The organism is Streptomyces sp. NPDC048185, assembly GCF_043202495.1.
GTDB lineage: Bacteria > Actinomycetota > Actinomycetes > Streptomycetales > Streptomycetaceae > Streptomyces.
Window position 1 is genome coordinate 189,249 of record NZ_JBIDAN010000001.1, and the last position, 12,517, is coordinate 201,765.

Annotated in this window: 10 protein-coding genes; 3 read left to right on the forward strand and 7 right to left on the reverse strand. The window is 71.9% G+C overall.

Features of this window, described 5'->3' with window-relative positions:
• Positions 1–4: 4 nt before the first annotated feature.
• A complete protein-coding gene (locus tag ACGF3H_RS00905) occupies positions 5–868 on the reverse strand; it encodes a helix-turn-helix domain-containing protein (RefSeq protein WP_362495376.1) in 864 nt (287 codons plus the stop codon).
• Between the two features lie 101 nt (positions 869–969).
• Here ACGF3H_RS00905 and ACGF3H_RS00910 point away from each other — a divergent pair, with 101 nt between their 5' ends.
• Positions 970–1,530: a YceI family protein gene (locus tag ACGF3H_RS00910; RefSeq protein WP_362495373.1), complete on the forward strand. Its 561-nt coding sequence runs from the start codon at positions 970–972 to the stop codon at positions 1,528–1,530.
• 216 nt (positions 1,531–1,746) lie between these two features.
• Here ACGF3H_RS00910 and uvrA read toward each other — a convergent pair whose 3' ends face one another.
• Positions 1,747–4,782: an excinuclease ABC subunit UvrA gene (gene uvrA, locus ACGF3H_RS00915; protein WP_362495370.1), complete on the reverse strand. Its 3,036-nt coding sequence runs from the start codon at positions 4,780–4,782 to the stop codon at positions 1,747–1,749.
• A 223-nt stretch (positions 4,783–5,005) separates the two neighbouring features.
• On the opposite strand from uvrA, the gene ACGF3H_RS00920 reads away from it, so the two are divergent.
• Both ACGF3H_RS00920 and ACGF3H_RS00925 read left to right on the forward strand, forming a co-directional pair.
• Complete coding sequence (locus ACGF3H_RS00920) at positions 5,006–5,692, forward strand: maleylpyruvate isomerase family mycothiol-dependent enzyme (protein ID WP_362495367.1); 687 nt, start codon at positions 5,006–5,008, stop codon at positions 5,690–5,692.
• 47 nt (positions 5,693–5,739) lie between these two features.
• Positions 5,740–6,396, forward strand: a complete 657-nt coding sequence (locus ACGF3H_RS00925; RefSeq protein WP_362495365.1) for an MBL fold metallo-hydrolase — start codon at positions 5,740–5,742, stop codon at positions 6,394–6,396.
• 170 nt (positions 6,397–6,566) lie between these two features.
• On the opposite strand, the gene aroQ is transcribed toward ACGF3H_RS00925, so the two are convergent.
• The 5 genes from aroQ to ACGF3H_RS00950 all read right to left on the reverse strand — a co-directional run bounded on the left by aroQ (position 6,567) and on the right by ACGF3H_RS00950 (position 12,402).
• Entirely contained in the window at positions 6,567–7,040 is a 474-nt protein-coding gene (gene aroQ / locus ACGF3H_RS00930; RefSeq protein WP_362495363.1) for a type II 3-dehydroquinate dehydratase, read from the reverse strand.
• Between the two features lie 174 nt (positions 7,041–7,214).
• Positions 7,215–8,315 carry an ionic transporter y4hA gene (locus tag ACGF3H_RS00935; RefSeq protein ID WP_362495360.1) on the reverse strand — a complete coding sequence of 367 codons (1,101 nt, stop codon included), beginning with the start codon at positions 8,313–8,315 and terminating at the stop codon, positions 7,215–7,217.
• A gap of 181 nt (positions 8,316–8,496) precedes the next feature.
• On the reverse strand, positions 8,497–9,486 hold the full coding sequence (locus tag ACGF3H_RS00940; RefSeq protein WP_362495358.1) for a TerC family protein: 990 nt from the start codon (positions 9,484–9,486) through the stop codon (positions 8,497–8,499).
• Positions 9,487–9,771: 285 nt separating this feature from the next.
• Positions 9,772–11,730, reverse strand: coding sequence for a TerD family protein (locus ACGF3H_RS00945; protein WP_362495355.1), 1,959 nt, complete (start codon positions 11,728–11,730; stop codon positions 9,772–9,774).
• A 93-nt stretch (positions 11,731–11,823) separates the two neighbouring features.
• On the reverse strand, positions 11,824–12,402 hold the full coding sequence (locus tag ACGF3H_RS00950) for a TerD family protein (RefSeq protein ID WP_077798703.1): 579 nt from the start codon (positions 12,400–12,402) through the stop codon (positions 11,824–11,826).
• Positions 12,403–12,517: the final 115 nt, after the last annotated feature.

Consider the following 12,517-nt stretch of genomic DNA (forward strand, 5'->3'; position numbering starts at 1 on the left):
GGCCTCAGCCGGCCGGCCGTACGGCACGCAGGGCGCCGGGGCGACGGCCGTCGAGGCGGTCCAGGGCGGCTGCCGTGGCGTCGTCCGCGGGCAGGTGCACGACGATCCACTGGCCGTCCTCGGGGAGGGCGAGCGTCTCGTGCAGCAGGCTCAGCGGACCGGCTTCCGGGTGCCGGACGCGCTGCGTGCCGACCCGTCGCGGGGTCAGGGCCAGGTCGGCGAAGCGGTCGGTGAACTCCGCGCCGGCCGTCACCGTCAGCTCGTCGGCCAGCTCGGCGACGTACGGGTCCCTCAGCGGGGCGTTGTGCCGGAGCCGGGCGACCAGGTCGTCGGCGACGCGGTCCCACTCGGGGTAGGCGTCGCGGGCGCGCTCGTCGGTGAACAGGTGGCGTAGCAGGTTGGGATGCTCAGCGTCGAGCAGGCCGAGCGGGCCGGTGAGCCGGGCGTAGCCGGACGTGTGCGCGAGGACGTCGCCGATCCAGTTCAGCACCGCGGCGGGTGCGGGCTCCAGCCGGTCCAGGACGGCCCGCACGGTGGGCCGCGCCTCTCGGGCGAGCGGCGGGGCCGCCGCGCACAGCAGCGGGTCGCCGCCGTCGGCCTCCTTGGTCAGCCGGCGCAGCACCATCCGGTTGCTCAGGGACAGGTTCAGCGCGTCCGCGAGGGCGCCGAGCACCTGGGCGGACGGGTGGCGGTCGCGCCCCTGTTCCAGCCGGGTGAGGTACTCGACGCTGACGCCGGCGAGCGTCGCCAGTTCGGCGCGGCGCAGGCCGGGCGTGCGGCGCCGGGGACCGGCGGGCAGCCCCACCTCGGCGGGGCCGACGGACTCGCGCCAGCTGCGCAGGAACGTGCCCAACTCGTTGTCGCTCACCCGGGGAACGTACCAACCCGCGCGGTGATGAGGGTGGCCCTGCCACTACCACGCTCGCGCCGGTCTCCCTCCCGGGGCGCGGGGCCCGCAGGGTGGTCGGCATGACGAACGACACCGCCACCGCAGCCACCACTCCCCTGCCGATCGCTCCCGGCCAGTGGGCTCTCGACCCGTTCCACTCCGCCGTGAACTTCACCGTTCGCCACCTCGGCATCGCCAAGGTGCGGGGCCGCTTCAACGGTGTGGAGGCCGGCCTCTTCGTCGGGGAGACGGCCGGGGACGTCCGGGTGACCGCGACGATCGACCTGGCCTCCGTCGACACGGGGAACACCGACCGGGACGCGCACGTGCGCTCCGCCGATCTGCTCGACGTGGAGAAGCGTCCGACGATGACCTACCGCTCGACCCGGGTGTCGGGCGAGGGCGACGACTGGGTCATGGAGGGCGAGCTGACGATCGGGGACGTGACCCGGCCGGTGACGCTCGCCGTGGAGTTCGGCGGCCTGGTCGACGTGCCGATGGACGGCAGCCGGCACGCCGGGTTCGAGGCGACGGGTGAGATCCGGCGCAGCGAGTTCGGGCTGGACTTCGCTCCGGGGCTGCTCGGGGAGGTGGTGAAGATCCAGCTCGACATGCAGTTCGTGGAGCCGGCGGGCGCCTGAGCGCCGGACGCACGGACGCGGGGGGGGGGCCGCGGGGGGGGGGGGGGGGCCGCCGGCGCCCCGCGGGGGGGGGGCACCACCGGCGCGGGGGGCGCGGGCGCGCCGCCCCCCCCCCGCCCCCCCCCCGCCCCCCCCCCCCCGGCCCCCCCGGGCCCCCCCCCCGCGTCCGTGTGCCGGCGGACCCCTGCGTGGGCCTTCGGGTGCCCGCCGGGCCGGTCAGGCCTTGCGCGCGCGCGTCGCCTTCTTCGCGGCCGGCTTGGTGGCCTTGGCCGCCTTCGCCGCGCTGTCGGCCGTGGTCTTCGCCGTGGTGGCGCCGACCTTCTTGGTGGCCGTCTTCCTGGTGGTGGCCTTGGCCGCCACCGTCTTGGCCGCCCTGCGCGTGGCCTGTGCCGGGATCGCGTCGCTGACCCGGTCGGCGCCGAGGATGTCCCTGAGGAACTTGCCGGTGTGGCTGGACGGAACGGCGGCGATCTGCTCCGGCGTTCCCTCGGCGACCACCAGACCACCGCCGGCGCCGCCCTCGGGGCCCATGTCGACGACCCAGTCGGCCGTCTTGATCACGTCGAGGTTGTGCTCGATGACGATGACCGTGTTGCCCTTGTCGACCAGGCCGGACAGGACGGTCAGCAGCTTGCTGATGTCCTCGAAGTGCAGACCGGTGGTCGGCTCGTCCAGGACGTAGACCGTACGGCCGGTGGAGCGGCGCTGCAGCTCGCTGGCGAGCTTCACCCGCTGCGCCTCACCGCCGGACAGGGTGGTGGCGGACTGGCCGAGCCGGACGTAGCCGAGACCGACGTCCTTGAGCGTCTTCATGTGCCGGGCGATGGCGGGGACCGCCTCGAAGAAGTCGGTCGCCTCCTCGATCGGCATGTTCAGGACGTCGGCGATGGACTTGCCCTTGTAGTGGACCTCCAGGGTCTCCCGGTTGTACCGGGCACCGTGGCAGACCTCGCACGGGACGTAGACGTCCGGGAGGAAGTTCATCTCGATCTTGATCGTGCCGTCGCCCGCGCAGTTCTCGCAGCGGCCGCCCTTGACGTTGAAGGAGAACCGGCCGGGCATGTAGCCGCGGACCTTCGCCTCGGTCGTCTCGGCGAACAGCTTGCGGATGTGGTCGAAGACGCCGGTGTACGTCGCCGGGTTGGACCGCGGGGTGCGGCCGATGGGCGACTGGTCGACGTGCACGACCTTGTCGACGAGGTCGTCGCCGTCCACGCGCGTGTGCCGTCCGGGCACGCTGCGGGCACCGTTCAGTTCCCGCGCGAGGTGGGTGTAGAGGATGTCGTTGACCAGCGTCGACTTGCCGGAGCCGGAGACGCCGGTGACGGCCGTGAAGACGCCCAGCGGGAAGGACACGTCGATGTCCTGCAGGTTGTTCTCGCGGGCACCGTGCACGGTGAGCCGGCGGGACGGGTCCTGCGGGCGGCGTACGTCGGGCAGCGGGATGGCCTTTTTGCCGGACAGGTACAGGCCGGTCTGCGACTCGGCGTTGTCGAGCAGCTCCTTGACGGAGCCGCTGTGCACCACCTTGCCGCCGTGCTCGCCGGCGCCGGGGCCGATGTCGACGATCCAGTCGGCGACCTTGATGGTGTCCTCGTCGTGCTCGACGACGATGAGCGTGTTGCCCATGTCGCGGAGGCGGACGAGGGTCTCGATCAGCCGGTGGTTGTCGCGCTGGTGCAGGCCGATGGACGGCTCGTCGAGGACGTACAGCACGCCGACGAGTCCGGAGCCGATCTGGGTGGCCAGGCGGATGCGCTGGGCCTCGCCGCCGGACAGGGTGCCGGCCGCGCGGTTCAGCGAGAGGTAGTCCAGGCCGACGTCGACCAGGAAGCGCAGCCGCTCGTTGACCTCCTTCAGCACGCGCTCGGCGATCTTCTTGTCCCGGGCGGTGAGCTTGAGCTCGCCGAGGAAGTCGGCGCAGTCGCTGATGGACATCGCCGAGACCTCGGCGATCGACTTGCCCATGACGGTGACGGCCAGGACGAGCGGCTTCAGGCGGGTGCCCTCACAGGTGGGGCAGGGCACCTCGCGCATGTAGCCCTCGAAGCGCTCGCGGCTGGCGTCGCTCTCGGACTCGCTGTGCCGGCGCTTGACGAAGGGGACGGCACCCTCGAACGCCGTGGTGTACCGGCGCTCACGCCCGTACCGGTTGCGGTAGCGGACCTCGACCTGGGTCTTGTGCCCGTTGAGCAGGGCCTTGCGGGCGCGCAGCGGCAGTCCCGCGAAGGGGATGTCCGTGCGGAAGCCCAGCGCGTCCGCGAGGGCGCCGATCAGGCGGGCGAAGTAGTCCTTGGTGTGCCCGTGCGACCAGGGGTGGATGGCGCCCTCGTCCAGGGACTTGTCCGGGTCCGGGACGATCAGCTCCGGGTCGACCTCCATGCGCGTGCCGATGCCGGAGCAGTCGGGGCAGGCGCCGAAGGGCGAGTTGAAGGAGAAGGAGCGGGGCTCCAGCTCCTCGAAGGACAGGTCGTCGTACGGGCAGTACAGGTGCTCGGAGTACATGCGCTCGCGCTCGGGGTCGTCCTCGGGGAGGTCGACGAAGTCGAGCACGACCATGCCGCCCGACAGGCCGAGCGCGGTCTCGACGGAGTCGGTGAGGCGGCGCTTGGCGGAGTCCTTCACCGTGAGGCGGTCGACGACCACCTCGATGGTGTGCTTCTCCTGCTTCTTCAGCGTGGGCGGCTGGGAGAGCTGCACGGTCTCGCCGTCGACCCGCGCGCGGGAGTAGCCCTTGGTCTGCAGGTCGGAGAAGAGGTCGACGAACTCGCCCTTGCGCTCACGCACCAGCGGCGACAGCACCTGGAAGCGGCTGCCCTCGGGCAGCTCCAGCACCTTGTCGACGATGGCCTGGGGCGACTGGCGCGAGATCGGCCGGGAACACTCGGGGCAGTGCGGCTTGCCGATGCGGGCGAAGAGCAGGCGCAGGTAGTCGTAGACCTCGGTGATGGTGCCGACCGTGGAGCGCGGGTTGCGCGAGGTCGACTTCTGGTCGATGGAGACCGCCGGGGAGAGGCCCTCGATGAAGTCGACGTCCGGCTTGTCCATCTGGCCGAGGAACTGGCGGGCGTACGAGGAGAGCGACTCCACGTAGCGACGCTGGCCCTCGGCGAAGATCGTGTCGAAGGCCAGGGAGGACTTGCCCGACCCGGACAGGCCCGTGAAGACGATGAGCGCGTCACGAGGCAGGTCGAGCGAGACGTTCTTCAGATTGTGCTCGCGCGCGCCACGGACGATGAGACGGTCGGCCACGCCGGTCCGCACCTTTCTTGAGAGAAGTGACAGGGGCGGGGCCCCCGTCCTTCTCAGACTAGGGGGAGCCACTGACAACGCCGGTCGGATTCACCGGTTGTCAACAAACCCCGACTTCCCAGCATGCCCGACGCCGCACCCGACCATATAGCACGTGCATTCGATTTGCGGGCGTCGTCCGCCGCCTTCACCCGAACGTGTGGTGCGGTCTAGGGTCGGCTGCATGATTGATCACGCGCGTGACCTGGCGTCTGTACAGGACGCCACCGAACGGCTGCTGAACGCGGTCGGCAAACTGGACAACGCGGGCGTGACGGACCAGTCACGGCTTCCCGGCTGGACCCGTGGCCATGTCCTCGCCCACCTCGCCCGCAACGCGGACGCCCTCGTGAACGTTCTCGAGGGCCGCCCCATGTACGTCTCCGCCGAGGCCCGGGACGCCGACATCGAGCGGGACGCCCCACGCCCCCTGGCCGCGCAGCTCGCGGACGTGCGCGAGAGCGCTGCCCGCTTCCAGGAGGCGGGCGCCGTCCCCGCCGACTGGTCGCGCACGGTCACGCTGCGCAACGGGATCACCGACTCGGCGTCCCGGGTGCCCTTCCGGCGCTGGGCCGAGGTGGAGCTGCACCACGTGGACCTCGGCATCGGTTACGAGCTGGAGGACGTCCCGGAGGAGTTCACCGAGCGGGAGACCGCGTTCCTGGCCGCCCGTTTCACCGGCAATCCCGATGTGCCGCCCACGCGTCTCACGGACGGCACGCGCGCGTGGCGCACGGGCCGCGAGGACGGCGGACGGGAGATCACCGTCACCGGGGCCCCCGCCGACCTGCTGGGCTGGCTCGCCGGACGGCGCGAGGGAACCGCGCTGACCGTGGACGGGGGCCCGCTGCCCGCGCTGCCGCCGCTGTAGCCCGGGGAGGCGGTTGCGGACCGCCTCCCGGCGCTAGGCTGGCCGTCATGACCTACAGCGGAGAGGTGCGGGTCGGCGGCCCCGCCCAGGTGCACGAGCTCAAGGACCTGATGATCACCAAGGTCGCGGTCGGCCCGATGGACAACAACGCCTATCTGCTGCGCTGCCGGGCCACCGACGAGCAGTTGCTGATCGACGCCGCGAACGACGCGCACACGCTGATCGGCACGATCGGTGACGACGGCATCGCCTCCGTCGTCACCACCCACCGGCACGGCGACCACTGGCAGGCGCTCGCCGAGGTCGTCGCGGCCACCGGCGCCCGTACCCACGCGGGCCGGCACGACGCCGAGGGCATCCCCGTCCCCACCGACGTGCCGGTCGACGACGGGGACACCATCCGGGTCGGGCAGGTGGAACTCACCGCGCGCCACCTGGTGGGGCACACACCGGGCTCGATCGTCCTCGTCTACGACGACCCGCACGGGCATCCGCACGTGTTCACCGGGGACTGCCTCTTCCCCGGCGGCGTGGGCAACACCTTCAAGGACCCGAAGGCGTTCGCGAGCCTGATCCACGATGTCGAGACCAAGGTCTTCGACGTCCTCCCGGACGAGACGTGGGTCTACCCGGGACACGGCAACGACACCACGCTGGGCGCGGAGCGCCCGCACCTGCCGGAGTGGCACGCGCGCGGGTGGTGAACCCCGGTACGCGCCCCGTGTGAACCGTTCACCACGGTCGGCCCTCCCCGCGCGCTGCCGGCGTGCGGGGAGGCGCGGTCCACTGGTGGCCGCCCGCACAGGACGACGGCTCCTGGGCGGCGCGGGCCGCCGGTCTTCCCGTCCCGCCCTCGGCCGGCGGCCCCGTCCCGTCAGGTGTCGGCCCGCCCCGTCCCCGCCAGCGCCGCGACCCGCTCCACGCCGAACGCGTATCCCTGCACACCGCAGCCCGCGATGACTCCGTCGGCGCGCTGCGAGACGTAGGAGTGGTGCCGGAACGATTCCCGCTGGTGGATGTTGGAGATGTGGACCTCCACCACGGGCAGCCCGTCGCAGGTGTTGAGCGCGTCCAGGATCGCGACGGACGTGTGCGAGTAGGCGGCAGGGTTGATCACGATCCCGCAGTGGTTCAGCCGTGCCTCGTGGATCCAGTCGACCAGTTCGCCCTCGTGGTTGGACTGGCGGAAGTCGACCGTGCCGCCGTGTGCCGTGGCGGCCTTGACGCACAGGGCCTCGACGTCGGCGAGGGTGTCGGACCCGTAGATCTCCGGCTGTCGCTGGCCGAGCAGGTTCAGGTTGGGCCCGTTGAGGATCATGATCGGGGCGTTGGCCAGGGTGCGGGGCACGGTTTCCTCCGGTCCGTTCGAGGGGCGGCGGTCCTTGACTGACCGGCGCTCGCCCCGGTCTATCACGGTGCGCCGGCGGTGTCGGCGCCCGTAGCCTCCGCGCAGACCGATGATCATCTGTGCGTCCGAGCCCTCGGCCGGGCGCACCGGTCCGCACGGTGGGCGCCTTGCCGGCTACGGGTTGATCGCGAGTTCCAGGTACGCCGCGAACAGCACCAGGTGGACGCCTCCCTGGAGGGGGGTCGCGCGCCCCGGCACGACCGTGAGGGAGGCCACGACCACGGTCAGCGCGAGCAGCACCATGTGGGTGGGGCCGAGACCCAGGACCAGCGGCCCGGAGAGCCAGACGGAGGCCAGGGCGACGGCCGGGATGGTCAGGCCGATGCTGGCCATCGCGGAACCGAGCGCGAGGTTCAGGCTGGTCTGCACCCGGTCGCGGCGGGCGGTGCGCAGGGCGGCGATGGTCTCGGGGAGGAGGACCAGCAGAGCGATGATCACGCCGACGACGGCGTGGTGGAGTCCTGCCGCTGCCACCCCGTCCTCGATGGTGGGCGACACCCCTTTCGCCAGCCCGACGACGCCGATCAGAGCCAGCGCCAGCAGTCCCAGGCTGAGCAGTGCGGTACGGGCCGACGGTGCGTTCGCGTGGTCCTCGACGGTGATCACCTCGCCCTGCCGGGTGATGGGGAGGAAGTAGTCGCGGTGCCGCACGGTGAGGGTGGTGATGAACAGCCCGTAGAGGATCAGCGAGGACAGCGCCGCGAAGGTCAGCTGGACGGTGGAGAACTCCGGGCCCGGCGCGCTGGTCGTGAACGTCGGCAGCACCAGGCTGAGCGTGGCCAGGGTCGCCACCGTGGCGAGGGCGGCGCCGGTGCCCTCCGGGTTGAACACCGCCGTGCCGTGGCGCAGGGAGGCGACGAGCAGGCTGAGCCCGACGACGCCGTTGCACGTGATCATCACGGCCGCGAAGACGGTGTCCCTGGCGAGCGTCGCGCTCTTGTCACCGCCGTCCGCCATCAGGGTGACGATCAGGGCGACCTCGATGACGGTGACGGCGATGGCGAGCATGAGGGAGCCGAAGGGCTCACCGACCCGGTGGGCGACCACCTCCGCGTGGTGCACCGCGGCCAGGACGGACACCGCGAGGACGACGGTCAGCAGCGCCACGACGAAGCCGGGCAGGTCGCGCCCCCAGGTGAGGCCCAGCAGCACGACCGCGACCACAGGCGTGACGGTCGTCCACTGTGCGAGGAGCGCCCTGGGCCGAGTGATCATGCAGCGATCGTCGCAGAGGCGAACGGACCCCGCACTCCCGGTCACACGGACGGGGAACACCGCCGAGTCCTGCACCCGGGGCCCCTCGCCCGGCCCGCGTCACGGCGCCGGGAGCGGCGGACGGCTCCGCGCCGCTCGCCGCTCCCGGTGGTGCCCGGACGCCCGTCGGGCGGTACGCGGGTCAGGCCTCGACGTCGTGCTTCGCCGCGTCCCGGGCAGCCGCCTCCTCCGCCTGCTTCCGGGAGGCCCGGAGGCTGGTGATCGTGGTGACGATCAGGACCGAGCAGATCACGCCGAGCGAGACCGGGATGCTGATCTCGGGGACGTGGACCCCGGACTCGTGCAGAGCGTGCAGCACCAGCTTCACGCCGATGAAGCCCAGGATGATCGACAGGCCGTACGAGAGGTGGACCAGCTTCTTCAGCAGGCCGCCGATGAGGAAGTACAGCTGCCGCAGACCCATCAGGGCGAACGCGTTGGCTGTGAACACGATGTACGGGTCCTGGGTCAGGCCGAAGATCGCCGGGATGGAGTCGAGGGCGAAGAGGACGTCGGTGGTGCCGATCGCGAGCATCACGACCAGCATCGGGGTCATGACGCGCTTGCCGTTCTCCTGGATCCACAGCTTGGTGCCGTGGTACCGGTCGGCGACACCGAACCGGCGCTCGGCGGCCTTGAGCAGCTTGTTCTCCTCGAACTCCTCGTCCTCCTCCTCGGCCCGGGCCTCCTGGATGAGCTTCCAGGCGGTCCAGATCAGGAAGGCACCGAAGAGGTAGAAGACCCACGAGAAGCTGGCGAGGATCGCGGCACCGGCGGCGATGAACACGGCCCTGAGGACCAGGGCGATGAGGACACCCACGAGGAGCACCCGCTGCTGGTACTGCGAGGGCACCGCGAACTTCGACATGATCAGCACGAAGACGAAGAGGTTGTCGACGCTCAGGGACTTCTCGGTGATGAAGCCCGCGAAGAACTCGCCGGCGGGCTGGCCGCCGCCGAAGACGAGGAGCCCGAGTCCGAAGAGACCCGCCAGCGCGATCCAGACGACCGTCCAGATCCCGGCTTCCTTGACCGACACGTCGTGCGGCTTGCGGCCGATGAAGAAATCGACCGCGATGAGGGCCGCGAGGCCCACGATGGTCAGGACCCACAGGGTCACGGAAACTTCCACTTACGCCTCCGGCAGTACGTCACACGGCAGATGTCAGCGTCGTCGCTGCCGGAGGTCTCTTCCACCCCGGGCGCCCGGTGCGCGATGCGCGTCCGGAGCCCACGGGCCGACGCCCCGGGATCTGGCCTGATCCGTATTGACGGGTACGCCGCAGTTGGCAGGGAGTACTCCCCTCCGTACGAAAAACAGTACCCCAATCACCAAGGGAAGGTAAAGAGAGAGGTAAAGGAAAAGCCAAAGCAGCAGTTCAGCGTGGCTTTACGTGGACTTGGTGCAGGCGCCGGCTCACCGGTTCCACGAACGACGGGCCGCGGCGACCATGGTGAGCACCTGCTGGAGCACCTGGCTTCCCGGCGGCACGAGCGAGGGCTCGTACGTCCAGGCGTGGCCGACCCACGGGTCGGCCAGATGGTCGTCGGCCACCGGGGTCAGACGCAGCAGCGACCGCCACAGCGGGTCGAGCAGCGGTCCGTAACCCGCGGACTCCTCGCGGTCGGCGACCAGCATCAGGTGCACACCGACGGCCGGGCCCTCGTCGGCGAGGTAGCGCAGCTGGTTCACGGCCCGGTCGTCGAAGCCGTGCGGGAAGTCGTTGACGATCAGAAGCTGCTGGGACGTGTCGAGGCCGGGGGGCAGGGCGTCGGCCGCCCCACCGCGCAGCGCCATCTGCACCAGGTCGACGCGCTGGGTGAGCCGGGCGAGCACGTCCGCGGTCCCCGCGGCCCCCTGGGCCGGCGGGGCGGCGAGCACCCCGGTGTGCACCAGCGGCGCCAGGGCCTGCGCACCCGCTCCGGCCGGGTCGATGACGTGGACGGTGAACTCGCCCGCCGGGTAGACGGCGAGCAGCCGGGCCGCGTGCGCGACCGCCGTCTCCAGGGCCAGGCGTCCCGTCTCGTGGGAGTCGGCGAAGGAACCGTCGGGCGAGCCGGAACGCCCGCTGTCGATCCACAGGCCCCGCTCCAGCGGCAGCCGGACGAGCATCGGTATGCGGATGCGGTCGGCCTCGGGCAGGCGGAGGTCGCCCAGCCGCACCGCCATCGGGATCTCCATGGGCACGCGGTAGGCGTGCCAGACGGGGTTGTCCCAGCGGGCGTAGGCCGCCGGGAGGGCGGGCTCGACGACCTCGGCCTCGGCCGCGAGCTGGGCGAGGTCCCGGTCGAGGGCCTCCCGGGCCTGGGCCACGAGCTGGGCGTGCCGGGCGCGGGCGGCCTCGCGCGCGGCGTCGCCCTGCCCGCCGATGCGGCTGCGCGGGTCGGACAGGGCCTGGTCGATCTCCTTGTCCATGCGCGACTCGGCGAAGTCGACGGCGCTGCGGTACGCGGCCGCGGTGCGGGCCAGGTCCTCGAACATGCCCCACACCTGGTTGTACAGCCGCTCGTCCATCGACCAGCCGGTGGCGTCGCCCGCGACGGGCTGTGCGGGCTGCCCGGGTGCGGCCGGGGGCGCGGTCGGCGCGGGTGCGGGCGGAGCCGCGTGCTGCCGGCGCGGGTGGCTGTAGTCGATCGGTCCGCCGGGCGTCTGCGGGCCGCCGGTGCCCTGGGGGTCGTAGGGGGACGCCGCCGGCACGGGTCCGGGCACGCCCTGGGGCGTCCCCTGGGGGGCGCCGGCCGCGTGGTCCGGGCCGAGCGCCGGGGCGGTGGTCTGCCGGGCGCGGTCACCGTCCGCCGTGTGCGCGGGTACCGAGCGGGCCAGGCCGCCGGCCACCGCCTCCTGGACCGTGCCGGCGAGCCGGTGGGCCTGCGGCAGGCCCTGGTCGGCGAGGAGTTCGGCGAGACCGCCCGCGTATCCCTGGCCGACGGCGCGCACCTTCCAGGCGCCCTGCCTGCGGTAGAGCTCCAGCGCGACGACGGCCGACTCGGCCTCCAGGCCGGTGATGGTGTAGCTGGCGACCTCGGTCCCGTCGAGGCCGGTGACGGCGACGAAGGGAGCGGCGACGGCGCCGAAGCGGGTCGGGCCGGCCGCGTGGGCCGCGGCGAGGGCGAGCAGCACACTGACCCGGTGCACGGCGTCGGGAACGGCGTCCAGGTCCACCGCGAGCCGGTGGTCGGCCGCTGCCTGCCGGGAGACCTCCAGTCCGGGCAGCGCGGGAGTGCCCGGATGGGCCACCCACTCGGCCCCGTGGACCGTCCCGTTCTCGTCGCCGAGCGTGGCCGCGGCCACCACCGGCGTGCCGGCCGAGACCCGAATCTCCAGACGGGCCTGGGGAAGCGGGTGGTTCTGCCCCCGCACCAGCTCGGCCGTCATCGCCTTTCCCCCTGTGTCACTCGTGCGCCGCTCGTGATGTGCAGTGGACCGCCCGCCCGTCCCTGGCGGAACGGGCGGGGCCGGTGTCCCGCCTTACAGGACCGGCAGGATCGCCGGCATCAGGTCCTGGAAGGTGCGGCCGTTGGCCGGGGAGCCGAGGGCGGTCATCGACCAGCCCTGCCCCGCCCGGTGCACCTTGGCCATGATCTGGGCCGTGAAGGCGCCGCCGCCGGCCAGCGTGTAACGGGCGAGCTCCTGGCCGTTGGTCTCGTCCACCAGGCGGCAGAACGCGTTCTGGACCTCCTGGAACGTCTGGCCCGTGAAGGAGTTCACGGTGAAGACGATCTGGTCGATGTGGACCGGAACGCGCTGCAGGTCGACGAGGATCGCCTCGTCGTCGCCGCCCTGGCCGACGCCGCCTACCAGGTTGTCCCCGGTGTGGCGCACCGAGCCGTCGTCGCTCACCAGGTGACGGAAGAAGACGACGTCGACCGGCTGCTTGTCGGCGAACAGGACGGCGGAGGCGTCGAGGTCGATCTCCCGGGTGCGCGAGCCGAACAGGCCACGCCGGGGAGCCGCCTGCCAGCCGAGACCCATGCGCACCGACGTCAGGCTGCCGCCGTCGTTCTTCTGCAGACTGATGGCCTGACCCTTGGTCATGTTGACGGTCACGCGCTGATTCCCCTCTACGAACTGTCCCCTGTTGCCGCGGCGCCCGCGGTTGACCAGAACCCTACGCAGAGCCACTGACCGTGCCGTACCCAGGGCCGCACTTTGTGTCGGTCTT